We start from the raw sequence: 26142 nt of genomic DNA, 5'->3' as shown, positions 1-26142 counted from the left end.
TTGCTCACCAGACTAAAAAAAAGACCAGAAAGTTTCTGGTCTTTTTTTTTATTTTTTTCATTTAATCTTCTAAGAATTCAGGATCATCTATAGAAAATATGACGTACATACGGCCATCAAATTCATCGCGTAAGGCAATTGCTTTGTCTTTGCCTTTTGCGTGTAGGATTGCCGAAATATAGGGCTGACGGAAGGCATGGATGTCATACAGTGTTCCGGCTTTCAGGAGTTTTCTTTGCAAGAAAAATCCCTTTATACCTAGATTTTCTTTAATTAATTCAGCCAGATAGCGTTTCATCATATCAACCCGGCTTTCTCTAGGGTTGTCCTCTTCATTCGCTTTCAGCAGAGCATCAAGATCGGCACGCCAGGCAGCAGTTTCTTCCTCGGATGCCTCAAAAATGGTTTGAGATTCCTCTATGGAGCCTAAAGTACTGTCGGCGAGTTTGCTGTTGGTGGCCGGGGAAGTTGAATCCAAAGTATCGTTACCATCAAACAGCTCAGGTTCTGCTGCTTCTATCGAGACTCTTTGAATGAAACCATTTTCTTGCAACTCTACTAAGCTTTGTTCACTTAAGCCTAAACCACCTGTTTTCTTGACCAATTGCGCGTCGCTTTGTTTGCCATCAATCAGCACCAACAAAGAACGCATGCGCGAAGGAAGATGCCACTTTCGCGTGGCGATTTCTTCTCTACCTTTGTCGGTTTTGTCGTAAATAATGATTTGCATAAAGCGTCTGCCTTTTTTCAATTCCGAATATTTTAGCGCGAATTAGGGAATTTGCCTGAGAGAATGTTTTTTTATTGTGTAAATTTCGTGATTCCTTGTATATTTATCCGCATCTTAATAGGTGTCGCATAATCAAAGCCTTGGAAAGTTCGCGGACTTTTGTGCTGAGTTTTCCGCTAAATTCCACTAGCTAGCAGTGTCAACTCCTACATTAATTAAAGAAAGCTAATTGCAATCAATAGATAAAGTGTCTATAAGCTAACGTATTCAGTCAATAAGCGAACTTCTCGAATGGCTTTTTCACCTATTAGTCGGGTGCTCTGATAACATCAGCGCCTATTCTAATAGCCCTCTTTTCATTCTCATTATGCGAATTCTCTTTTCCCTAAGTCTTTGTCTAATTTTGTTTGGCAGTTACTCAAGTGCCAAGGCAGATGCATTTGTCTGCACCAATCAACACGGTAAGAAAATATTCTCTAGCGAGCCTTGTGAAAAGAAGGGTATGACGGCGGCAAGCGTAGATTTTTCCGTGAAGTCTGGTCAAGCAATCAGTGCAGTCGTTATCGCCCCCCAAATAATTTCGTCAGACAATGTCGTTTTACCAGGCGGAACCGTTGTCAAAAAACGAGCGCCAGGTGAATGGCCTTTAGAGAAACCGGTGGTGTATTTTTTAATCGTGATGTTAATTGCAATGGGTGCGTTGTTTTCCTTGATTTTTTACCGCTTTTTTAAAGCCCATCATCGCAAGTTAAGTTTGGATCGTTAACTTTAGCGTTTTAGTTAAATTAAGCTTTTATATATTGCAAAGAAGTACATCGAATCCTGGATCGACTTGGAATTAAACTGCAAACAGCCATCTGTTCCATGGATTCGATTATGTGACTTGGTAATAAAGTGACTGTATGCGGAGTCCATTAAGTCACTATGAATAAGTTTGATGCCTTTGATCTAACACCAAGTCAGCTAGCGACGACTTTGTGTAAGCCATCAACAGAGCCAACCACTCACTTGCACTTACGCTTTAGCGGCTACGACCCGCGTGCCGTAGGTGGACGCCAAACGCTCAAGCTAGAACTCCATGGAGAACTGTCTCCGACGATCAGGGAAGTCGGTTTTTGTTTTCGTTCAGACTTATTCTTGCCATCGCAGAGCGAACAATCCTTGTCGCGAACCCCAACTGGTTTTTGGCCACCTTTTATACTAAGTTTTTCTAGTAAGAATAGAGAGCACGGTCAGTACCCCCTTGAAGTTCAATTACATTACATAGACGAATTTGATGTACCACATCTGTGGACCTGCACGGCGACCTTGTTTTTACCTCGCCCTAACGCGAGTCTTAGTGAAATTCATCAAGTATTTTTAGCCACGCAAAAGCAGGTGAGGGTGGTTGCAGAAGATGGCGCAATCGCCAAACTCAGTGGCCTGCAACAGGCACATGACTCTCGCCATACCAATCTGGACATCGCTATCTATGCTAAAGATGCCGCCATTGCGCAACTTGATATGACAGGCACTAGGGCAAATGAGGGCGGTAAGTTTGATATAGGTTTGAGCAGTATCGCGTGGGATGAAACCTTACTGGAAGTTGCTGTCCCTAGTATTCAGAGTTTGACGGGTAAGCGCGTGCCCGCAGTGCTGTCTGAGCCTATTCCTACTGAGCGTCAATTTGCAAGCCTAGTTATTAGGTCATCAGCAAAAGAGACTTCAGCACTCCCAGCAATTCGCTTATTCGCCTCCAAAGAATGGCTATTCGGTCGCATGGACATGCACAACTCAGTTGCAGACGTATTGCTGGGTCATAATAATCCCGTATTCGTGAGGCGTATTAGTGCCAAGCACGCCATACTGCGGCGCAATGACGAGGGTGGCTTAGAACTAGTCGACATATCGCGCTATGGCGTGATGGTCGATGGTGTTATTTTGGAAAAAAATCGAGCAATTCTATTGCTCCCTGGGATGCAAATAGAATTTTGCGCTAGTTTTAAAGGCATAGTACGGCTACGAGTCGCGCAGATCTTGCCACATGCGGCTGTTTTGCAAAGATTAAACGAAACTCGCATCGTAGAAATGCTTTACTTAATGACGCCGGAATCACATCCGGGAGCTGGGCAGTGCGATCAGAATCAATCCTTGCATCTGCCGATTTTTTTTCATCGCCAGCGTCAATTTTGGTATCACCATGCTCAGACTAAGCAAGATCGCCCACTTGCGGTGGACGTGAACCTGTCTGAATATCAACTTAGTCTACGTAACTATCGTTACTACGGCGAGCCATATCCTGAAAGCATCCCTAGCGCAAAATCTTGATAAGGACGATTTGAGCTACTTTAGCCCTTCTATTTAGCCCACTCAATAAAAGGCTGAATGCTATTCTTTTCATCAGTCGATTTTTTTGAATTCAATTTGCTTTTTTGTTTGTTTCCAAGGCGATGCCTAGGTGGGAGTTTGGTATGCGCAAGCTTTTTTCTTATACAAAGATCCGATGTGTCCGTTGTGAGCATGATAATCGGCAAGATTCTGACTACTGTGCCCAATGTGGCTTAATGTTAAACAGCCCAGACCATGAAGCAATTATGCGCCAACATCGATGGCTGCCTGCTGATGATGAAGTGGCGATTTTTTTTGCGGTGAAATCTATCGACCAGATTGCAAAAGATAATTTCCTGATTCCAGCCCGTGCCCGTGCTTTTGTTCTGCAAAATCAATGCATCGTTGAGTTGCTTGCCGGCGATTACGATAGTGCTAGCTTACGCGATAAGACCAAGCATCTGGCGAGTGAACAAGCCATAGAAATTTTGATCACTCGTTCATTGCCTTTTGCCTTACATTTTCAATTTGAGAATCTGCATACGATAGAATTTTTGCCGATGCGAGCGAAGTGTTTGCTGCGCATTAAAATTGAAAACATCGCAGTTTTTGCTAATCATTTCATGGCAGCGCCAGGTAGCCTCACCACCTTGCAACTACAAGAACTATTTGAAGCGACAGTAAGACATTCTTTACAAAACTGGCTTAGCACCCAGTCACTGCGAAGTTTGCAAGATCAGGTTGATCTGGCTGCAAAATTAGATACGCATTTACTGACTGATGTGAATTCACAATTGGCTCAGTACGGACTCACAGCGACACAAACAACGGTGCAAGAATTGCGCCATGAAAAATTGTTTAATGAGCGAGAAAAAAATAGTGAGCAAAGCATTAGCGCGAACTTGCAGCTTGAGTCAAAGCGTATGCAACTAGAGCAAGCGACCCAAGCTGACAGCTTGTACAGTGAACGTGAATGGCAAAAAATAACTAAGCAAGAAGAGCAAGTGCGTGTGCGTTATCGCGACGAAGAGATGCGCCAACAATTTGGTAAAGATCTTGGATGGTTGTATTTGAAGGGGGAACATGATAAGGCAAATAAACGCCTGTCTCGCGCTAAGTTACAACAAGATGAAGCAGAGCGCCTACAAACCATACGATTGCGTGAGATTGAACTCTATGGGCAAATCGCGGAAGCACATACGAGGAAGCACGCCTTTAGCAGAGATACCGCAGAAACTATACGTGAGCTTGAACATAAGCTAAAAGAGACATCTGAAACACGTCAAAACGAAGCGGATCAGTGGCTGCATATACGCACTTTAGCGCGTATTAAAATGCGTTCCGAATCTGAGCTTTGCCAACTCCATAGCAAGCAAGCGGCACAACTATTGCAGCAGCAAATCGAACAACAACTTAAGAAAAATCAACTTGAGCATGAAATTGCCCAAAGCAACTTGATAGCCGATCGCGATGAGCAAAAGTACCAAAAGCAGCTATTAAAAGAGAAGCAAGAACGATTTGAACTGCGCGAACAGGAGCTGGAAGATGAACGCCAGAAAAATCGATTAATCAATATCGGTATTGAGACCGAAGTTCGCGCGCGTGAATTTCAACGTATGCAAGCTTGGGAAGAAGAGTTGCATCAACAACGAACGCGTGATCTCCAAAGGGAAGAGCGGATCAAGGTAAAAGATACTGATTTAAAAGTTGCTCAAGTCGAAGTAGAAATTAATAGCTTGGAGAGCAAGGCTGAACTAGCACGGATTGTGGCGCAACAAGAAAAGCTCATGCGAACGCTGGAAATACATCAGCGCTTAGAGCAGCAAGAGCAACAAAAGGCGAAGCAGTTGGTAGAGCTTGAACAAAGTCGAATGCAAATCAGTCAAATCGAAGAAAATAGTAGATGGCAGCGACAACAACAAAGCGCGCAAGCTGAACAGCAGCAGCAAGTTGTTATGGCGAAGATCGAAATCGAACGTCTAAGTGCAATCGCCAATTTTAGCGAGACTGGAAAGATCGCTACTGCAGAAGTGCCGAATGCGACAGCGCTTGCTGAAATCATGAAGATGCAAACTCAAGCGAGTATGAGTGCCGAACAAATCCTTGCGACGCAAGCAGGACTCTCGATGCATGCGGCTCAAGCCATAAGTTCTATGTCCCAAATTCAGCAGGGGATGAGTTTAGAACAGGCGATGAAAATGCTACAAGAGCGACTGCGTGAAGAGCGTGAAGAAAGGGAAGCCGATCTACAACGACGCCATGAGATTGACTTAAACAGGGCGCAAAATTTGGGGCAGCATCGGTTTCATTCGCCTTCCAATGGCAGAAAGTAATGCGCTTGCAAGTCTATGCTGACGCTTTGTGTCTTATATGAAATTCCTTGGGCAAATTATTGGTTTGCAACCGCTCTTCAACAATGGAAAAAATGTTTTTTAGCCAGAATTTCTCAACATCACCAAGCAGCAAAACCATTCGGTAAACCTATCAAGATCATGCAAAAGCCATTACAAAGAATCCGAGAATTGCGTGATCTACTCAATGAAGGTCTATTGACCGAACAGGAATTTTCTCAAAGAAAAAATGCTATCCTCGACAATGCTTTCGGGCCTAACGGTAAACTCAGCGCATCCAACGAGCATCATGAAATGCATGAAGGCACTGACTTGGGTTTTATCCCAGGTCAGGAAATTGGTGCTCAAGCAAAACGCTATAAATTAGAACGCTTGTTAGGTGAGGGAGGCATGGGTCAAGTCTGGCAAGTCACTGATCTAGCAACGCAAGCGGCATTAGGACATAGCGAAAAACTCGCGTTAAAGATATTACCCCCACAATTTACACAAAGTGCTTTACATACCCGTTTGCTGATTGAAGAGGCTTCTTTGGTGCGCAGGCTAGCGCATGAAAATATTGTCAGGGTCTATGATTGGGGACGTGATCCGGCAACCAATAGTTATTTCATTATGATGGAATATCTGGATGGGCAAGATTTGAACACCTATCTCAGCAAGCATCAACGCTGCGAATGGAAACAAGTGCTGAAAATGATGCTGCCCGTTGCCCATGCCTTGCAGTACGCTTGGGATAAGCACAAACTCGTGCATCGCGATCTGAAACCAAGTAATTTACTATTGACCCAACAAGGCGAAGTAAAACTGCTTGATTTCGGTATCTCCGCACGCTTGCGTAGTCACACTAATGCGGGTCTCAGTACAACGGGATTTGCCAGCACGCGCTCACCCAACGCGGGCACTGCAGGTTATCGTGCACCTGACGCAGGCAGCCAACAGGCGCATTACACCCCAGCCTTAGATGTGTATGCAATGTCCATCATGATTTATCAACTGTTGGAAGGTGCCTTGCCTTTTGGTGACTTTCGACATCATCAACAAGTCGTTAAGAAGCCAGCCGCTTTAAGCACCACTCAGTGGCAAGTCTTGCAGAGCGGTTTTGCTTTATCTGCTGAACAAAGACCCACCAGCGCCTTGGCGCTACTACAAGCGATGGTAAAAATTGCGGGAGCCACTGAGACAGCTGTAAAGCAGCATAAGCAGCCACCATTACTACAATTAGACGCTGCAGCACAACAACGTGCCGAGCAAAGGCAGCAACGAAAAGAATATGAGCAACAAAGACGGCAACAAGCTTCACTGGCATTGCATGCGCTAGTGGAAAAACAACGGCGTTTACTAGAAACACAACAGGACCAAGAAAACGCTCGTCTGCGTCAGGCTAAAATGGTACAGGCTATCGAGGAAAATAGAGTCAAAGTGAGCGATATTAGTTGGGAAGAAGCACAACGTTACTTGGTTTCGATCACACAAGAACGCGGCGAGAACGTAAATAAATTTGTGTAGATCGGATATTGAGCTGTCATTCCCGCGCAGGCGGGAATCCAGTGTCTTTAGGCTTTTATATCGCTCGATTCCCACCTGCATGAGAACGACAATCTTGAAACTTATCCGCTGTTCTGAACTAAACAGAACGTCATCAGGGCAAGATTGCCCCGATTTTCTGTTCATTGCTACGCTATAAACTATACCTTCAGATTAAACGGCAAACTACGCGGTGCTGCTCCGGTCAATTTTGCAATCGCGTTCGCAAATGCTGGCGCCAGCGGTGGTAATCCTGGTTCACCCATGCCGGTTGGAGGATCGGCGCTAGGGACGATGTGTACGGTCATCTGTGGCATATCGGTCATTCTGGCAAGCGCATAATCGCCAAAATTGCTTTGCTCTACCACACCATCCTTTAAAGTGATTGCTGCGTTTTGCAAACACATACCTAATCCCATCAAGGCGGCACCTTGAACTTGGGCTTCGATAGTTTTTGGATTGACCGCAAAATTACAGTGCACACCCGCAGTGGCCGTATGCAATTTCGCCTGTCCATCTTTGATCGAGGCTGTTACAACATAAGCGACGACAGTCTCAAATGATTCATGGACAGCGACACCCCAAGCCTGGCCTTTCGGTAGACGACGTTTGTTGTATCCGGATTTTTCTACCGCTAACTTTAACGCGGCTGTATGACGCGGATGTTTGTCGCCAAATTGTTTGAGGCGATAGGCAACGGGGTCTTGTTTTGCGTTGCGGGCGATTTCGTCGATCAGTGTTTCCATCACATAAGCGGTATGGGTAGAACCGACACTACGCCACCATAATACGGGCACATTGACTTTTGGGTGATGTACGGACAGACGCATCGGTATTTGATAAGGATCGCGCATACCTTCGACGGCAGTGCCATCAATGCCATCTTTCATCAAAAAGCCTTCGAACGGTGTCCCCGCTACGATAGATTGCCCAACGATCACATGATCCCATGCCTGCACCTGGCCTTGCTCGTCGTAGCCGATTTCTGCGCGATGCACATGCATAGGGCGATAGTAGCCGCCTTTGATGTCATCTTCACGACTCCAAATAGTGCGAATTGGCGCTTGAATTCCAGCGCTACGCGCTGCTTTAGCAACATTACAAGATTCAACGACATAATCACAATTTGGCACTGCGCGTCGCCCAAAACCGCCACCCGCCATTTGTACGTGCAGATTAATATTTTGCGGTGGCACTCCCAAGGCTTGCGCTGCCGCCATACTTTCCACTCCCGGCATCTGGGTTCCGACCCAGAGTTCCGCTTTACCGCCATCCGCACTCAAATGCACAGTACAGTTCAGCGGCTCCATTGCTGCGTGGGCTAGGTAAGGAAAGGAAAATTCTGCTGTAATTTTCTTTGGTGCCGAAGCAAGTTTGCTGACGTCGGCTTTGAAATGGAATTTGCCTGGTGTTTTGGCTAACTCTTGATATTGCTTTAATTGCGTTGCGCTATCCACTTTCTCAACACCACTGGTATCCCAATCTAGTTTCAGTGCTTCGCGTCCTTGCTTTGCTTGCCAGAAGCCGTCTGCGATAACAGCAACGCCTTCGCCGCCGCGATCCACTGCGATTTTAAGAATGGCACGTACACCTTTGATCTGTTTTGCAGCGCTATCATCGAACGACTTGAGTTTTGCTCCAAATACAGGAGGATGTGCGATCAATGCCGTTAACATGCCTGGCAGACGCACGTCTATGCCAAAATTTTGTTTGCCACTCGACTTATCAGATGCATCGAGGCGACCTACTTGTTTGCCAATAATTTTAAAAGTCTTAGGATCTTTTAAACTGACTTTTTCTGGTACGGCTAATTTCATCGCCGCTTCAGCCAAATCGCCATAACTCAAGGTTTTGCCGTCGGCACGGATCACCATGCTGCGATCGGTACGCAAAGTATCTGGATTGACCTTCCATTCTGCAGCAGCTGTAGCAATTAGCATAGCGCGCGCGCGCGCACCTAGTTCGCGATACTGAGTGTAAGAATGTTTGATCGAGCCCGAGCCGCCGGTAAGATGCATTCCAAACATAGGATCGGCATAGGCTGGATCCGCACTACCATGCACTGCACTGACTTTACTCCACTCTGCATCTAACTCTTCCGCCAAAATCATAGGCAGGGCAGTGTGTACGCCTTGACCAAATTCCAAACGGTTAATCGTCACGGTGATCTTGCCGTCTTTGCCGATTTGTACGAAAGCTGCCGGTTGTTGGAAAGGTTTTAATCCTGCTGCTGGTTTGTCCGTCTGTGCGATGGCGGGGAACATACCCAAAGCAAAGCCGCTGGCCGCACTCATCTTTAAGAAGTTGCGGCGAGAGAATGATGCCGCCTCATGACTACTAGCATTGTTCTTTTGCATCATTGCCGCGATCCCTTTTGGGAGTTGGCTCAGATCACTCATCATGTTATTTTTTGAATAGAAATGCATGGCTGTATCCTTGTAAGTGGAAAACTGTGCTGTGAACAAACTTGATTAGGCCAGAGCGGCGGCTGCCGCTTTGATTGCACCGCGTATCCTTTGATAAGTGCCACAGCGGCAGATGTTGCCGGACATCGCAGCATCAATATCGGCGTCGCTGGGTTTTTTGTTGGATTTCAACAAAGCGGTCGCACTCATAATCTGTCCACTCTGACAATAACCGCATTGCGCTACATCGTGGGCGATCCATGCTGCTTGTACCGCTTTACCTACTTTGTCGTTGGCAATGGCTTCTATCGTTGTGATCTTACGACCAGCGACGGTAGAAACTGGGGTGATGCAAGAACGAACTGCCTGTCCATCGACATGCACAGTACAAGCGCCACATTGCGCCACACCACAACCATATTTGGTGCCGCTTAATCCCAAGCCATCACGCAGCGCCCATAAGACTGGCGTATCAGGCGCCAGATCAAGCGTATTTTCTTTGGTATTTACATTCAGTTTTAACATAGCGATGTCCTTAATGAAATGCGGTGAAGGAGGGAGACGTCTTTAATTCCTAGAAACTTGAATTTATCAATGATAGTACGACAAATCAGAAACTCACGAAAAATTTCACTACTTTTGTTTTATTGGAAATAAGCTAGGTCCACAGTTAGTTTGACTCTGTGTCTAGTATCAACTTGGCAAAACGACTTAGATCAATATTGCCTCCCGAAATAATGATGCCGACACGCTTGTCTTTAAGATCAATCGCACCGCTCATCGCTAACGCCGCTGCTAGGCAACCAGTTGGTTCTACCATGAGTTTCATTCGGCTGGCAAAGAATCTCATTGTGTCGATCAACTGAGCGTCAGTCACTGTCAGAATATCATCCACATGTTGCTGGATGACGGGGAAGGTATGTTGACCCAAATGCTGTGTTTGCGCACCGTCGGCAATCGTGTTGGGCGTGTCGATATGCACTATCGTGCCACTGCGCAGGCTGCGTAGTCCGTCGTTACCGGCCTCAGGTTCCACACCGATGACCTTGCAATTAGGATTTAAGGCTTTTGCGGCAGTCGCGCAGCCTGAGAGTAAACCGCCACCACCCAAGCATACAAATAAATAATCGAGTGGGCTAGCTCCTGATCCTACTGCTTCAATAAGCTCTTTGGCACAGGTGCCTTGACCCGCCATGACATGCGGATGATCGTAAGGAGGTATTAGAGTTAAACCTTGCTGCTCAGCCAATTGACGTCCGATTGCTTCGCGGTCTTCCGTGTAACGATCATAGAGAACCACATCGCCGCCATAACCGCGCGTCGCGGCGACCTTAATAGCTGGCGCATCTTTTGGCATCACGATCACGGCGCGCATGCCAAATTGTTGCGCCGCTTTGGCTATTGCTTGGGCATGATTGCCGGAAGAAAAAGTCACTACCCCACGAGCTTTTTGTTCTGGTGTGAATTGCAATAAGGCATTGCAGGCACCACGAAATTTGAAAGCACCGCTCGCTTGAAAATTTTCGCATTTAAAGAACAGTTGAGCGCCCGTCAATTGATTCGCTGTTTGTGATGTCAGAACAGGTGTGGCTTGGACAAAAGGAAAAATACGTTGATGCGCACGTTCGATGTCGGCGTAAGAAAAAGCAGAATTGGTCGTCATGAAATTGATCGTCTTATTGGTTAAAATTCGTCAAAAGTGAAGCGACTATTTTAAGCGAGTTAGAAAGTGATGACGAAAAAAATCACCTGCAATTCGGTAAAGAATGCAGGTGATGGTTTTTTGCAATTGACGAACAAAACTGCGCTCTATATTCCTTCCTATCACTGTACTGGTCGTAGTTAGCACTTGGGCGATTTGTACATCCTGAGCAGGTAAGTCTGGTACTGTCACTAAGATAAAAAGAGGCTCCAAAATGGTTTGTTGGTCGGTCCGATTCGCTTTGAAAGGCTCTCCGCAGACTTACTAGTTTTAATTTGTAGAAACAAAAAAGGAGCAAACCAATAAAGGCAGCTCCTTCAAAAATCAAATTAAAAAAAATTAAAACGGCTCATCATCCCGCAAATACCGCCATTGCCCCTCGGGCAAATGCCCAAGACGCACTTTCCCAATTCGCACACGCTTCAGACCAATAACCCGCAAGCCCACCATCTCACACATACGACGAATTTGGCGTTTTTTGCCTTCTTTGAGGATAAACTGTAATTGGTCTTCATTCATCCAGCGTACCTTCGCGGGAATTAGTTTCTTCCCATCCAAGCTTAAACCATGATTGAGTAAGCGCAAATCGCCAGCAGGTAATTTACCTGGCTTGGTGTACTCGACGCGAACCAAGTATTCTTTCTCAACATCGGTATTCTCACCAATCAAGATCTTCGCGACGCGGCCATCTTGCGTCAGTACCAGCAATCCAACTGAATCAATGTCTAAACGTCCCGCAGGTACCAGGCTACGCAATTGTGTCGGGTGAAATTCGTTTTCGACTTTACATTCGCTCCAACGATTCTCTGATTTGACTAAAGCAATCGCAGGTTCATAGCCGTCTTCGGCTTGCCCGCTGACATAGCCAACGGGTTTGTTGATGAGTATCGTTACTCGCTTAGATTGCTCGGCTGCAGCTTGACGTTCTACCGTGACTTTTTGATCGGGAAAGACTTTGCTGCCCAACTCGGACACGACTTTGCCATCTACGCGAACCCAACCCTTGGCGATCCATTCATCGGCTTCGCGGCGTGAGCAGAGTCCTAATTCGGACATGCGTTTGGAGAGTCTTAATTGTTCTGTCATAGCTAATTTTTTTTTTGATTTTGATGGTTCATTTAGATGCGCAGCGCATCTAGTAATTCAGATTCAAATTGAATTTGATTTTTAGGATTCTGTAATGCTGCTCCGTCGACCAAAAAGACATCCTCCACACGCTCACCCAGCGTCATGATCTTGGCAGTATGTAGATTTATTTTGTATTTAGCGAGCACACCAGCGACTGAGTATAACAAGCCGTTCCTATCGTTCGCAGAAATCGATAACAGGAAATATTGGCCTTTATCATCTGGCCGCAATTCGACGGTTGGCACCAAAGGAAAATTGCGCGATAAGCGTGATAATCGCCCTTGATTTGGAGTGCTCAATGGCACCTGCTTCGCTAGGACTTCTGCCAATTCATGTTCGATCAAATTGATGATGTCGCGGTAATTGCTGGCAAATGCTGGCTCTGTGACTAAGAAAGTGTCGAGTGCATAGCCACTTTTTGTAGTGTGGATCTTAGCATCGAGAATCGCGAAATTTTTGCTGTCAAAATAATTGCAAATGCGCGCAAAAAGATCGGCTTGATCTGGTAAATAAACAGTGACTTGCAAGCCTTCACCGATAGGTGCCACGCGACACTTAACGATGGGACTAGGGCTACTGATTTTGTCGTGTAGTACACGCGTTTGCCAAGCAATATCTGATGCGTCATGACGCAAGAAGTAGACGATATCGAGTTCGTTCCACAACTTAGTATGGGCGTCATGTTCTATGCCGACTAGACGCAAAGCTTTGAGCGCTTCTTCCTGGCGATTTTTCAGTTCACGATCCGCGGAAGGGGTTTCTCCGCCAAGCACGCGCAAGGTGATTTTGTAGAGGTCTTCTAGTAATTTGCCTTTCCAAGCGTTCCATACTTTCGGGCTTGTGCCACGAATATCGCAAACCGTGAGTAGGTACAGGGCGGTCAAGTGGCGCTCATCTTTGACCAGGTTTGCAAATGTCTGAATCACGTCGGGATCCGATAGATCTTGTTTTTGTGCCACTTGCGACATCGTGAGATGTTGTTGGACTAAGAAGATAACTAATTCGGTATTGTCTTTGGAGATGCCATGATCGAAGCAAAATTTGCGCGCATCAGCCATACCCAATACTGAATGATCGCCATTACGTCCTTTTGCGATATCGTGAAATAAGGCAGCAATATACAAGACCCAGGGGTGATTGAAGTTCGCCATCAGTTGGCTACAGAACGGATATTCGTGCGCATGCTCGGTCATCGTGAAGCGACGCAGATTGCGTACGACCATCAAGATGTGCTGATCGACAGTATAGGCGTGAAACAGATCGTGCTGCATTTGTCCGACGATGCGACGGAAATTCGGCAAATAGCGACCCAGAATACTGGTTTGGTTCATGCTACGCAGCACATGCGTTATTCCACGTGGAGATTGCAGTATCTGCAGGAAAGTGCCGCGATTGAAAATGTCATGACGGAATTCTGCATCGATCAGATTGCGAGCATGCCAAAGCGCACGCAACGTTTTGGCGGTCATGCCTTTCAAATTAGCGTTTTGAGACAACAGTAAAAATACTTCTAACATCGCAGAAGGCGTTTGTTCAAATACATTTTCTTCGACGATATCGATTAATGCGTTGACTTCATTAAAGCGTTCATTAATGATCTTTGCCTGATGCGGTAAAGGAAATAATACGGCTTCAATATTTTGCAATAAGATGGTATTGAGTTGGGTGACCGCCTTTGCCGCCCAATAATAGCGCTGCATCAAATATTCGCTGGCGCGGCGTGATTCGGTCGTCTCAAAACCAAAAGTGGCTGCGATCGCAGTTTGCAGATCAAAAACTAAGCGATCCTCGCGACGACCTGCTTGTATGTGCAGACGCACGCGTATGTCTTTGAATGCGCGTTCATTGCGTTTCAGTTGATGTGCTTCTGTGGCGGTAATCAAGCCGCGTGCTGCGAGCTCTGCCCAAGAATCGCCTAGTTTGGCAGCTTTTGCTACCCACAAGATGACCTGCAAATCGCGTAGTCCACCCGGACTTTCTTTGCAGTTCGGCTCCAGGCTATAAGGGGTGTCTTCGTATTTGACATGACGCTGATGCAATTCCAATAGTTTCGCTTGAAAGAACTGTTGAGGATTCATTGCCTCATCGTAGCGGGTCTTAAGCTCGCGAAAACTATTCCGACTACCTGCCAATAAGCGCGCTTCGAGCAATGCTGTTTTGACCGTGATGTCGGCTGCTGCTTCGGTCATACATTCGTCTATCGTGCGTATGCTATGCCCAATGTCTAGACCGATATCCCAGAATATTTGCACCAGACTTTCGAGTTTTTCACGAAGATCCTTATCCGGATGATCTGCAAGAAGAATCAAAACATCGACGTCAGAATGCGGAAACAGTTCACCACGCCCATAGCCCCCGACTGCCACTAAAGCGAGTTCTTTTGGAAAGTTAAAACTCTTCCAGATGTCGCTTAAGTTAGCATCGACGCAGCGACATAAATCCTTCAGTAGCGTTTCAGCCTTCGGTTTATCTTTGAAGGATTGAATGATGATTTGCTGTTCGGCCTTCAGCTTTGCTTTGAAAGCCATGGCATTCGCGATGGCTGTTTTCATTAGACTGTGGCTGGAGTTGAAACTTGTTTCGTGATGAATGCAGGCGGCGGCGGAGATCCAGCGGACAAAGTTAATACTTCATAGCCAGTTTCTGTGACTAAGATCATATGTTCCCATTGAGCTGACAGGCTACGATCTTTGGTCTTAATGGTCCAGCCATCATTCATTTCACGAATTTCACGGCGGCCTGCATTGATCATAGGTTCAATCGTAAAAATCATGCCTGGTTTCAATTCATCTAAAGTACCAGCGCGACCGTAGTGCAAAATTTGTGGCTCTTCATGAAAAACTTTGCCAATACCATGGCCGCAGAATTCGCGTACCACGCTATAGCCCGCTTTTTCCGCGTGCTGTTGAATTGCATGTCCAATATCGCCTAAATGATTTCCGGGCTTGACTTGTTGTATACCTAGCCACATACATTCATAAGTGATTTCGCTCAAGCGTTTCGCCAAAATTGACGGCTCGCCGATGAAAAACATGCGGCTATTATCGCCGTGATAGCCGTCTTTAATGACCGTGATATCTAGATTGACCACGTCGCCATTTTTCAATACTTTATCGCCAGGAATGCCGTGACATATGACATCGTTGACGGAAGTGCAAATCGCTTTTGGATAGGGTGTGTAGCCAGGTGGGCAATAATTTAATGGCGCAGGTATCGATCCCTGCACGTTTGTCATGTACTCGTGACACAAGCGATCGAGTTCGCCAGTAGTGACGCCTGCTTTGACGAAAGGGGTAATATAATCAAGGACTTCAGATCCCAAACGACCGGCAATGCGCATGCCAGCGATATCTTCAGCGGTTTTGATGGAAATAGATGACATGCGTTCTCTGCAATCAGAAGGTAAATAGGTATTGAAGCGGATAAGGGTGAATTATAGTCGAGGCGCGACAAGCGCGCTGTTGTAGCTATGGAATATTTCAGGTACTTCACTGATTTTCAGTCAATTATTAACTCTACTTTGCCTGCTGCGTCGGCGAATCCTGTCTGAGTTCGTCGTCAGACTTGATCAAAGCCCATATTTCGGGTTAGAATAGATGGTTAGCTTGAATAAATTGCATGCTAATTAAATGTAGTAGTAAATATTTTGTTTCTTAAAGATCGAATCTGGTCGAAAAGGGTGTTTCTCTTCTAGTATAAAAGCAGAGGAATCACTGACTCGATTCAAGACCTAACCCTGGAGTTATTATGTCTGTAACAATGCGTGAAATGTTAGAAGCTGGTGTTCACTTTGGTCACCAGACCCGTTTTTGGAATCCAAAAATGGCACCGTACATCTTCGGTCATCGCAATAAAATCCATATCATGAATTTGGAAAAAACATTGGCGATGTATCAAGAAGCAATGAAATTCATCCGCCAATTGTCCTCTAACCGTGGTACGGTTTTGATGGTTGGTACTAAGCGTCAAGCGCGCGAATTGATCGCTGCTGAAGCAAACCGTGCTGGTATGCCTTTCGTGGATCAACGTTGGTTGGGTGGTATGTTGACTAACTTTAAAACAGTTAAAACATCTATCAAACGTTTGAAAGATATGGAAGCTTCTATTCAAGACGGTTCTGTAGAGAAATTGTCGAAAAAAGAAGGCTTGATGTTCGAACGCGAAATGATTAAGTTGCAAAAATCTATCGGCGGCATTAAAGATATGGGCGGCGTTCCTGATGCAATTTTTGTGGTTGACGTTGGTTACCACAAAGGTGCGATCACTGAAGCGGCTAAATTGGGTATCCCAGTGATTGGTGTAGTTGATACTAACCATTCTCCAGCTGGCGTTACTTACATCATTCCTGGAAATGATGATTCTTCTAAAGCAATTGCTTTGTACGCTCGTGGCGTTGCAGATGCAATTTTGGAAGGCCGTGCAAATGCAGTGAATGAAGTGCTTGAAGCTATTAAGCCAAGCGATGAGTTTGTTGAAGTAGAACAGGCTTAATTTCGCGCCGGTGCTTTTAAAGTAAGCTGGGCGTTTGAAAAGTAAAAAAGGGGCCAACGCGTGTTTGCCCCTTTTTTTAAATCGAATTTATATTGAAATGTGCATCTTGTGATGCAATGAATTAGGAGAGAAACATGGCAGCAGTTACAGCAGCGATGGTAGGCGAATTACGTGCAAAAACAGATGCACCAATGATGGAATGCAAAAAAGCATTGACAGAGGCAGAAGGTGATATGGAACGTGCGGAAGAGATTTTGCGCGTCAAATTGGGTAGCAAAGCTTCTAAAGCAGCTTCTCGTATCACTGCAGAGGGCGTGGTTGCCTCTTTCATCTCTGGTGGCGTTGGTTCTTTGGTAGAAGTTAACTGCGAAACTGACTTCGTAACTAAGAATGATGACTTTATCGCTTTTGCAAATAAAGTAGCGAAATTGATCGCTGATGCCAATCCAGCTGATTTGGCTGCATTGGCTGCATTGCCATTGGAAGATGGTACAGTTGAAAGTATTCGTGCTGGTTTGATCGGTAAGATCGGCGAAAACATGTCTATCCGTCGTTTCCAACGTTTTGAATCTGCAGCAAAAGTTACTTCTTACTTGCACGGTACACGTATCGGCGTGGTAGTCGAATTTGATGCGGCTGATGAACAAATCGGTAAAGACGTAGCGATGCACATTGCAGCGATGAAGCCAGTGTCTTTGTCTATCGAACAAGTGCCAGCTGAATTGATCGAAAAAGAGCGTTCAGTAGCTTCTTTGAAAGCGGCGGAATCAGGTAAGCCAGCTGACATCGTTACTAAGATGGTTGACGGCTCCATTCAGAAGTTCTTGAAAGAAGTTTCTTTGTTGAATCAACCATTTGTTAAGAACGATAAGCAAACAGTTGAGCAAATGTTGCAAGCTGCTGGCGCATCTGTGAAAGCATTCACAATGTTCGTGGTGGGTGAGGGCATTGAGAAGAAGCAAGATGACTTCGCTGCAGAAGTGGCGGCGCAAGTTGCTGCTGCTAAACAAGCGTAAGCTGAATTAAAAAGAAAACGGGCCGTAAGGCCCGTTTTTTTAAGAGCAGTATTTAAGCGTAGTATTTGTGATATTGGCAGTAAAATGAAAAATCGTGCTAGTGCAAGCGATTATCGCAAATGTTTTATATCGGGCTTATCTTTGCTCTCTGAACTCAGAGCAGGCCCCACAGAATTTTTGCAATAATCCCTTCCCAACTTTAAAGGAGCCCAGATCGTGACTAAACCAGCTTATAAGCGTGTGCTTTTAAAACTCTCTGGTGAGGCTTTAATGGGTGATGATGCCTATGGCATCAATCGCGCTACCATTGAGCGTATGGTGGCGGATGTCGCCGAAGTTTCCCGCATGGGTGTTGAATTGGCTATCGTGATTGGTGGCGGTAATATCTTCCGAGGCGTTGCACCTGGCGCGCAGGGTATGGATAGAGCGACCGCAGACTATATGGGTATGTTGGCCACGGTGATGAATTCACTCGCGCTGGGTGATGCTATGCGTCAAGTTGGTATCACGGCTCGTGTAATGTCAGCTATCGCAATTGAACAAGTAGTTGAACCTTACGTGCGTCCTAAGGCCTTGCAATATCTGGAAGAAGGTAAGGTCGTTATTTTTGCTGCCGGCACAGGCAATCCTTTCTTTACTACGGATACAGCTGCTGCCTTGCGTGGTTCGGAAATTGGTGCCGAGTTGGTCTTGAAAGCCACTAAAGTAGATGGCGTCTATACTGCCGATCCGAAAAAAGATCCAACCGCAACTCGCTATACGACCATTTCTTTTGACGAGGCGATCTCGCGTCATTTGCAAGTGATGGATGCAACGGCCTTTGCTTTATGTCGCGATCAGAAGTTGCCGATTAAAGTATTCTCCATTGTTAAACCAGGTGCTTTGAAAAATTTAATTATGGGTGGAGACGAAGGTACCTTAGTCCACGTATAATGCGCGGTTTTGGATCGTTTTGCGATCCTTAGTTGGTGCCGCAAACTTAATTTGTTTTGAGGCCAATGGGAGCGTAAGCTCTCATTCTCATTTAGTTCAGGAGTACATCATGACAGTTGCCAGTGTTAAAAGTAGCGCCGATCAGCGCATGCAAAAATCGATTGAAACCTTAAAGGCAGATTTGTCCAAGGTTCGTACCGGTCGCGCTCACCCAGGTATTTTGGATCATGTAATGGTTGATTACTATGGTTCCCCAACTAATATCTCACAAGTTGCGAACATCACTTTGATTGATTCTCGTACTATCGGTGTACAACCGTGGGAAAAGAAAATGTTGAACGTGATCGAAAAAGCGATCCGTGAATCTGATTTAGGTCTGAATCCAGCCTCACAGGGCGATTTGATTCGCGTGCCAACGCCCCCATTGACAGAAGAGCGTCGCAAAGAAATGGTAAAGTTGGTTAAGACTGAAGGCGAAGACGCTAAGATCGCTGTGCGCAATATCCGCCGCGACGCGAACGAATCATTGAAAAAATTGTTGAAAGACAAGGACATTTCTGAAGATGATGAGCGCCGTGCACAGGATGATATTCAAAAATTAACAGACAAGTTTGTAGCTGAAGTTGACAAGCTATTGGCTGAAAAAGAGAAAGAAGTGTTGACTGTTTAGGTCGAGCTAAACTTTCTTTCTTTAGTCAATTCTGGAGTTTCATGAATCATTCAAGCTCAACGAAAACAGTCCCTGATGCGGGACTGATGCCAAAGCACATTGCGATTATTATGGATGGTAATGGGCGTTGGGCTACCAAGCGTTTTTTGCCGCGTGTCGCTGGACACGTTAAAGGTGTAGATGCGGTGCGTGGCATCGTTGAAGCCTGTATTAAGCGCGATATTCAGTTTCTAACTTTATTTGCGTTCAGTTCTGAGAATTGGCGACGTCCTGCCGACGAAGTGTCTTTGTTGATGCGTCTTTTTGTGACTGCTTTGGAAAAAGAAGTTAAGAAGATGCACGACAATAATATCCGTTTAAAAATTGTCGGCGACCTGTCGCGCTTTGACCTTCCATTGCAAGAGGCAATTGCTCAGGCGCAAGTGTTGACCGCAGCAAATACACGTTTAACGGTAACGATTTGTGCTAATTATGGCGGCCGCTGGGATATTGTTCAAGCAGTCAATAAGTTGACTTCTAGTGGACGAGATTCAACTGAAATCACTGAAGAAATGTTGGAGTCTCAGCTGTCTATGGCGTATGCGCCTGAGCCTGATTTATTTGTCCGTACTGGTGGCGAAACCCGTATTTCTAACTTCTTATTGTGGCAGTTGGCTTACACAGAACTGTATTTTACTGACACCTTCTGGCCTGATTTTAATGCCAAAGCACTAGATGAGGCGATACATTCTTATCAAACCAGAGAGCGCCGTTTCGGGCGTACTAGCGCTCAGGTCTCGGCTGAGGCAGCGACATAATTCGTCAATGCTCACGCGACTAGTTTTCAGCACATGATTAAATAATTCAACTTAACGAGTAACATTCGCCACTATGCTAAAAACCCGCGTTATTACTGCTCTTGTCCTGCTATGTATATTGATTCCGATTTTAATGTCGGGCTCTCCTATGGCCTTTACCGCAGCGGCTGCGCTATTTTTGGCTGCTGCAATGTGGGAGAGTCAGCGATTGTTCAATAAGCCCGGAGCGATTCCGATTTCCGTAGTGTGGTCTTTGGCGTTCGCCTATTTGTCCTTACAAACTACCACTTTTTCTCTACCGACTTTATTCACTGTCTGTGTGCTTTTTTGGGTGTTTGGTTTAATTCCTAGCCTGAAGTTTGGTTTGCCTTCGATTACCAGTTTTGCCAGTGGTTTAATTAGCGGTGTATATGCAGTGGCTATCTTCGGTTGCTTTATCGCGATGAGTTTTTTGTTTGGCAAATCAACTAAATTGCTGTTATCGACTCTGGTTTTGGTTTGGATCGCTGACAGTGGCGCTTATTTTGTTGGTAAGGCTATTGGAAAACGTAAGTTAGCGCCAAGTATCTCACCCGGAAAGTCCTGGGAAGGCGCAATCGGCGGCGCAATCATCGTGATTCTGTTTGCTGTGCTTTGCGTTTTTGTTCCTGCATTAAATGACACCTTACCGCACAGAATTTATGTCAGCCAAGGCGGCTTAGTTATGGTCTTAAGTATATGCTTGATATCAGTCGCGAGTGTCATTGGTGATTTGTTTGAATCTTTGCTCAAGCGTCGTGTTGGATTTAAAGATAGCAGTCATTTGTTGCCTGGTCATGGCGGAGTTTTGGATCGTATTGATGCTTTAATTCCAGTTTTGCCATTGGCGGCTTTGATGGTGTCGGTGTGGAGTCTATAAGTAAGCTGCATGGCAGACCATTACAAGCGATAACTGAAATCGCTAGATTCAAAATAACAGTCAGAGAATTCTTCGCACCAGATTTAATGATTCAGAAAATGATAGCAAAATACAGCGAGATTTATGCTTAAACAACAAATTTGCATCTTGGGCGCTACTGGGTCTATCGGCGTTTCTACCTTAGACGTGATTGCCCGTCATCCTGAGCGTTATCAGGTTTTTGCTTTGACGGCGCATACACAAATCGAAAAACTGGCACAACAATGTGCTGCATTTCAGCCAACTTATGCGGTGGTTGCGACGGTCGAATTAGCGCAACAACTGGAACACAGTTTGCGTCAAGCTTCACCAAAGACTATCGTTTTATTCGGTGCTCAGGCGCTGTGTGAGGTAGCTATTGCAACTGAGTGTGACGTGGTGATGGCCGCGATCGTCGGTGCTGCCGGATTGCCAGCATCTCTAGCTGCAGCTAGAGCAGGCAAACGAATTCTGCTGGCGAACAAAGAAGCGCTGGTGATGTCAGGGCAATTATTTATCGATGCAGTAAGACAAAGTGGTGCGACTTTGTTACCGATTGATAGTGAGCACAATGCGATTTTTCAATGTTTGCCGAACGGTTTTCAGCGAGATCTTGCCAGTAGCGGAATTTCTAAAATAATACTTACCGCCTCTGGTGGCCCCTTCTTAAATCGTGACGTCGCTTCATTACACAATGTCACGCCAGAGCAAGCCATTGCGCATCCGAATTGGGTCATGGGACGTAAGATTTCAGTCGATTCAGCTAGCATGATGAACAAAGGCTTGGAAGTTATTGAAGCACATTGGTTGTTTGGTGCTGCACCTGACAAAATCGAAGTCTTGATTCATCCGCAAAGTCTGGTGCACTCTATGGTGTCTTATGAGGATGGATCCTTGCTTGCGCAATTAGGTAATCCTGATATGCGCACGCCGATTGCATATGGGCTGGCTTATCCAGAACGCATTGCGTCAGGTGTGGAGGCTTTGGATTTAAGTAAATTTTTGCAGCTGAATTTTTATCAGCCTGATTTACAACGCTTTCCATGCTTGCGATTGGCCTATGAAGCATTGCGCGCCGGTGCGTCGGCGCCTGTGGTATTGAATGCGGTCAACGAAGTCGCGGTCGATGCGTTTTTGAACTCTGCGCTGGGGTTTATGCAAATCGAAACGGTCATAGCGCAGGCACTAGAAGAAATTCCCCTGCAAGGTGTTGATACCTTAGAAGCCATTTTTGAGATTGATAGCCAGGCAAGACGGGCAGCTCACACTTATATTTCTAATTTGAGGCATTAAGCAATATGCAGATGATACAGACCGTACTGGCATTTGTCTTTGCCCTTGGTAGTTTGATTATTTTTCACGAACTGGGTCATTTCTTGGTAGCTCGTTGGTGTGGCGTCCGTGTCTTACGTTTTTCCATCGGGATGGGAAAGCCCATTTTTGTTAAGAAATTTGGCAATAGCCCGACCGAATGGACGATTTCAGCAATTCCCCTTGGTGGTTATGTGAAGATGTTAGATTCACGTGAAGTGCCTAAATCGGAGATGACTGACGATGATTTACGTGAAGATTTTTCTGGTAAGTCGGTTTGGCGGCGTATCGCCATTGTGGCGGCAGGGCCGATCGCTAATTTCTTGCTGGCGATAGTCTTGTTTTCTGTGCTGTTCATGGTAGGCATCGCTGATCCAATCGCGAAAATTCGCGTCGCTTCACAGACCTCGACCGCCTATCAATCAGGTTTTCGCCATGGTGATCATATTCTTCGTATTGATGGTGAAGCGGTGCAATCGTGGTCTGATATGCGTTGGAAGTTGATGCAAAAAGGATTAAATAAGCAGGATGCAATTATCGCTTTTGAACGTCCGAATCGCGATCGTGCCACCAGCATGGATCAGCTAGAGATTAAATTACCGACTAGCCAATTGAGTGCAAGCGATCTGGAAGCCGATTTCCTAAATAAGATGGGTATTGGACTCTATCGAGGGCTTGCGACTATTCAAGAAGTATCGCCAAATGGTCTGGCGGCAAAGGCCGGCTTGCAAGCCGGTGACCAGATTCTTGAAATCGACGACCATAAAATACTTGATGGGCGTGAATTAGTCGATATTATTAGTGCTTCGCCTGGCAAAACTTTAACTATGCTCGTAAGTAGCGCCAAGCAAGAATTCGAAGTGCAAATTACACCCGATTCCGTACTTGAGAATGGTAAGAGAATTGGTCGTATCCAAGTACCTTTAGCTAGCAATATGGAAATGACCACAATCACTTATAGTGGACTTGATGCGATTGCTAAAGGCGCATTCAAAACTTGGCAAACTAGTGTGCTGACATTAAAAATGATAGGAAACATGTTACTCGGCGATGTCTCTTGGAAAAACATTACCGGTCCACTGACCATTGCTGATTATGCTGGTCAAACCGCAAGAATTGGTCTGATTAGCTATATTAGTTTCATTGCACTAATAAGTATTAGCCTTGGTGTAATGAATTTGCTGCCTATACCTGTGCTAGACGGGGGGCATTTGTTGTATTATTCGCTGGAAGTTTTAACTGGAAGGCCAATTCCAGATAAATATGCAGAAATGGCGCAGCGAGGAGGGCTAGCTGTATTGTTGTGTTTGATGGTTGTTGCTTTTTTTAATGATATTGTCCGACTAATGTCATAATACTCAGTTTGGTGCGAGCACTAATCTAAATTCAAGTTCACAGGCTTGATTTTTCGACAAATGAGTAGCAACCAAGTAGAAATATTGAGACTGAAAAAACCCCAATGAAATTACAATTTGAGAAATTTACTTTGCCAGCTTTCCCTCGTCATCTCCTTGCACTTGCTGCATTAGCTCTGTGTTCCGGTCAAGCCGCCGCGATCGAACCATTTACAGTTAAAGACATTCGCGTTGAAGGTCTGCAAAGAACCGAAGCCGGTACCGTTTTTAGTTACTTACCAGTGCGTGTTGGTGAAGTCTTTAATGATGCAAAAAGCGTTGCGACAATTAAAGCCTTGTTCGCAACTGGTTTTTTCAAAGATGTACAGATTGAAGTGGAAGATGGTGTACTGATCGTTTTGTTAGATGAGCGTCCGACTATTTCTACTGTGGACTTTACAGGTACCAAAGAATTTGAAAAAGACCAGCTTGTCAAAGCTTTAAAAGATATCGGTGTCGGTGAAACCCGTATTTTTGATAAAGCGACAGTGGATCGTGCTGAGCAAGAATTGAAAAAGCAATACTTGTCACGCGGTTTATATGGCGCTCGTATTACGACCACAATTACCCCAATTGAACGCAATCGCGTCAATGTTACTTTCGCGGTGGATGAAGGCGATGTCGCTAAGATCGCACAAATTAATATTATCGGTAATAAAGCATTTTCAGATGGTGAATTAAAAGAATTGTTGGCATTGAGTACGCCTACTTGGTTTAGTTGGTATTCAAAAGCAGATCAATATTCTAAGCAAAAACTTTCCGGCGATATTGAGACGATACGTTCGTTTTATCAGAATCGTGGTTACCTGGAAATGCAAATTTCCTCTACACAGATTTCCATTACGCCTGATAAAAAACAAATTTACATCACGATTAATATCGATGAAGGTGATAAATACACCGTCTCTGACGTTAAGATTGAAGGCGAAACTTTTGGTCGTGAAGAAGAATTGTCATCTTTATTGTTACTGAAAAAAGGCGACACGTACAACGCAGCACGTTTGACGGATAGTACTAAGCGCATTACCGATCGCATGGGTAATTTTGGATATGCGTTTGCGAACGTCAATCCAAATCCTTTGATTGATAAAGAAAAGAAAGAAGTCGCGTTTACTGTCTTTGTTGACCCAGGTAAACGCGTTTATGTGCGCCGTATTAATTTGGCAGGTAATACACGTACTCGCGACGAAGTGATCCGTCGTGAATTCCGTCAATTTGAAAGCTCATGGTATGACGGTGAGAAAATTAAAATTTCACGTGATCGCGTTGAATATTTGGGTTTCTTCAAAGAAGTCACTATTGACACGCCCGAGGTTCCTACCAGTACGGATCAGGTTGATGTAAATCTGACGGTAACGGAGAAACCTACCGGCAATATCATGCTGGGTGCAGGTTACTCCAGCGCTGAGAAAATTACGATTACTGGCTCGATTCAGCAGGTCAATGCTTTTGGTAGCGGCGACACAATTGGTCTTGATATCAATACCAGTAAATACAACCGTACAATTGCCTTAACCCATGTCGATCCGTATGCCACCGATGATGGTATTAGTCGTAGTATTGATGCTTATGTGCGTACCTCATTACCACCAATTGGCTCGTATGGTTACTACCGTATTCAGTCGTCTGGCGGTAACATCCGTTATGGTGTGCCTTTCTCAGAACTAGATACCGTATTTTTCGGTATCGGTTTGGAACGCTCCAAGATTGATACTTATACCGATAGCCCGTATCGCTACTTAAAATATGTGGCTGACTTTGGTGGTAAGGATGTGATTAAAGACACAACCAATCCTTTGTGGGGTGTCGGCTCCGCTACTAATAATTCGATTCCTCTGTCGGCTGCGTGGCAGCGCGACAGCCGTGATAATGTATTGACGCCATCGATTGGTCGCTATCAAAGGATTAATCTCGAGGTTTCTGCATTTGGTGAGTTTAAATACTATCGAGCTATTTATAAACATGAATACTTCAAACCTATCTACCGCTCAGTGATTTTAGCGATGAATGGTGAGATCAATTACGGTCATGGCCTAGCTGGAAAACCGTATCCTGTGTTTAAGAACTTCTACGCAGGCGGTATTGGTTCCGTCCGTGGCTATGAGCCAGGATCTTTAGGCACTAAAGATCCGCGGGGAGACACCTTGGGCGGTGCGACACGTCTGGTTGGGAATGTCGAATTGCAGATTCCATTCCCAGGTGCAGATAAGTCTTTACGTTGGTTTACTTTCTTTGACGTTGGTAACGTCTTTGATGAAGGACAAAAAATCCGTCCGCAGGATTTGAGAACCTCGGTTGGTATGGGTATTAGTTGGATTTCTCCAATGGGGCCATTAAAATTGAGTTTCGGTAAGGCCTTAAATGCGAAACCAGAAGATAGGCGCCAGGGCTTCCAGTTTACTATGGGTACCGGTTTCTAAGTGGTATCTGCTTGCATTGTTAGTTTGGCTCAAGCTCGTCTTTTTTGTAG

General features: G+C 45.3%; 20 protein-coding genes. 13 read left to right on the top strand and 7 right to left on the bottom strand.

Annotation, left to right across the window (positions count from 1 at the left end):
• Positions 1–61: 61 nt before the first annotated feature.
• A complete protein-coding gene (locus ACO0KZ_RS10250) occupies positions 62–730 on the bottom strand; it encodes a hypothetical protein (RefSeq protein WP_422995066.1) in 669 nt (222 codons plus the stop codon).
• A gap of 502 nt (positions 731–1232) precedes the next feature.
• Here ACO0KZ_RS10250 and ACO0KZ_RS10245 point away from each other — a divergent pair.
• The 4 genes from ACO0KZ_RS10245 to ACO0KZ_RS10230 all read left to right on the top strand — a co-directional run bounded on the left by ACO0KZ_RS10245 (position 1233) and on the right by ACO0KZ_RS10230 (position 6891).
• Positions 1233–1496 (top strand): hypothetical protein, encoded by a 264-nt coding sequence (locus ACO0KZ_RS10245; protein WP_422995065.1) that lies wholly within the window; start codon positions 1233–1235, stop codon positions 1494–1496.
• 158 nt (positions 1497–1654) lie between these two features.
• Complete coding sequence (locus ACO0KZ_RS10240) at positions 1655–3037, top strand: FHA domain-containing protein (RefSeq protein ID WP_422995064.1); 1383 nt, start codon at positions 1655–1657, stop codon at positions 3035–3037.
• 266 nt (positions 3038–3303) lie between these two features.
• Entirely contained in the window at positions 3304–5370 is a 2067-nt protein-coding gene (locus ACO0KZ_RS10235) for a hypothetical protein (RefSeq protein ID WP_422995063.1), read from the top strand.
• Between the two features lie 159 nt (positions 5371–5529).
• The gene (locus tag ACO0KZ_RS10230) at positions 5530–6891 is read left to right on the top strand and encodes a protein kinase domain-containing protein (RefSeq protein ID WP_422995062.1); all 1362 of its coding nucleotides are present in this window, start codon (positions 5530–5532) and stop codon (positions 6889–6891) included.
• Positions 6892–7070: 179 nt separating this feature from the next.
• Here the strand turns inward: ACO0KZ_RS10230 and ACO0KZ_RS10225 are convergent, their stop codons facing one another.
• The 6 genes from ACO0KZ_RS10225 to map all read right to left on the bottom strand — a co-directional run bounded on the left by ACO0KZ_RS10225 (position 7071) and on the right by map (position 15526).
• Positions 7071–9335 (bottom strand): molybdopterin cofactor-binding domain-containing protein, encoded by a 2265-nt coding sequence (locus ACO0KZ_RS10225; RefSeq protein WP_422995061.1) that lies wholly within the window; start codon positions 9333–9335, stop codon positions 7071–7073.
• A 45-nt stretch (positions 9336–9380) separates the two neighbouring features.
• The gene (locus ACO0KZ_RS10220) at positions 9381–9839 is read right to left on the bottom strand and encodes a (2Fe-2S)-binding protein (RefSeq protein ID WP_422995060.1); all 459 of its coding nucleotides are present in this window, start codon (positions 9837–9839) and stop codon (positions 9381–9383) included.
• A 145-nt stretch (positions 9840–9984) separates the two neighbouring features.
• Complete coding sequence (locus ACO0KZ_RS10215; protein WP_422995059.1) at positions 9985–10977, bottom strand: threo-3-hydroxy-L-aspartate ammonia-lyase; 993 nt, start codon at positions 10975–10977, stop codon at positions 9985–9987.
• 378 nt (positions 10978–11355) lie between these two features.
• Entirely contained in the window at positions 11356–12102 is a 747-nt protein-coding gene (locus ACO0KZ_RS10210) for a pseudouridine synthase (protein WP_422995058.1), read from the bottom strand.
• Positions 12103–12134: 32 nt separating this feature from the next.
• The gene (locus ACO0KZ_RS10205) at positions 12135–14696 is read right to left on the bottom strand and encodes a [protein-PII] uridylyltransferase (RefSeq protein ID WP_422995057.1); all 2562 of its coding nucleotides are present in this window, start codon (positions 14694–14696) and stop codon (positions 12135–12137) included.
• Positions 14696–15526 carry a type I methionyl aminopeptidase gene (gene map, locus ACO0KZ_RS10200; RefSeq protein WP_422995056.1) on the bottom strand — a complete coding sequence of 277 codons (831 nt, stop codon included), beginning with the start codon at positions 15524–15526 and terminating at the stop codon, positions 14696–14698. The genes ACO0KZ_RS10205 and map overlap by 1 nt, the downstream gene beginning before the upstream one ends.
• Before the next feature lie 365 nt (positions 15527–15891).
• Here map and rpsB point away from each other — a divergent pair, with 365 nt between their 5' ends.
• The 9 genes from rpsB (at position 15892) to bamA (ending at position 26092) form a co-directional block, all read left to right on the top strand.
• Complete coding sequence (rpsB, locus tag ACO0KZ_RS10195) at positions 15892–16635, top strand: 30S ribosomal protein S2 (RefSeq protein WP_395009447.1); 744 nt, start codon at positions 15892–15894, stop codon at positions 16633–16635.
• Between the two features lie 134 nt (positions 16636–16769).
• Entirely contained in the window at positions 16770–17651 is an 882-nt protein-coding gene (tsf, locus tag ACO0KZ_RS10190) for a translation elongation factor Ts (protein WP_422995055.1), read from the top strand.
• Positions 17652–17867: 216 nt separating this feature from the next.
• Positions 17868–18584, top strand: coding sequence for a UMP kinase (pyrH, locus tag ACO0KZ_RS10185; protein WP_422995054.1), 717 nt, complete (start codon positions 17868–17870; stop codon positions 18582–18584).
• A 109-nt stretch (positions 18585–18693) separates the two neighbouring features.
• The gene (gene frr, locus ACO0KZ_RS10180; protein WP_186942319.1) at positions 18694–19254 is read left to right on the top strand and encodes a ribosome recycling factor; all 561 of its coding nucleotides are present in this window, start codon (positions 18694–18696) and stop codon (positions 19252–19254) included.
• Between the two features lie 41 nt (positions 19255–19295).
• Complete coding sequence (uppS, locus tag ACO0KZ_RS10175; protein ID WP_422995053.1) at positions 19296–20051, top strand: polyprenyl diphosphate synthase; 756 nt, start codon at positions 19296–19298, stop codon at positions 20049–20051.
• Positions 20052–20124: 73 nt separating this feature from the next.
• Positions 20125–20949, top strand: a complete 825-nt coding sequence (locus ACO0KZ_RS10170; protein ID WP_422995052.1) for a phosphatidate cytidylyltransferase — start codon at positions 20125–20127, stop codon at positions 20947–20949.
• Positions 20950–21072: 123 nt separating this feature from the next.
• A complete protein-coding gene (gene ispC / locus ACO0KZ_RS10165; RefSeq protein ID WP_422995051.1) occupies positions 21073–22260 on the top strand; it encodes a 1-deoxy-D-xylulose-5-phosphate reductoisomerase in 1188 nt (395 codons plus the stop codon).
• Positions 22261–22271: 11 nt separating this feature from the next.
• Entirely contained in the window at positions 22272–23633 is a 1362-nt protein-coding gene (gene rseP / locus ACO0KZ_RS10160; protein WP_422995050.1) for an RIP metalloprotease RseP, read from the top strand.
• A gap of 104 nt (positions 23634–23737) precedes the next feature.
• Positions 23738–26092 (top strand): outer membrane protein assembly factor BamA, encoded by a 2355-nt coding sequence (gene bamA, locus ACO0KZ_RS10155; protein WP_422995049.1) that lies wholly within the window; start codon positions 23738–23740, stop codon positions 26090–26092.
• The last annotated feature ends 50 nt before the right edge of the window (positions 26093–26142 follow it).

This window comes from Undibacterium sp. Di24W, from assembly GCF_049340325.1.
Lineage (GTDB): Bacteria > Pseudomonadota > Gammaproteobacteria > Burkholderiales > Burkholderiaceae_D > Undibacterium.
The sequence above is the reverse complement of the archived record's forward strand: the minus strand, read 5'-3'. Positions and strand labels throughout refer to the sequence as shown.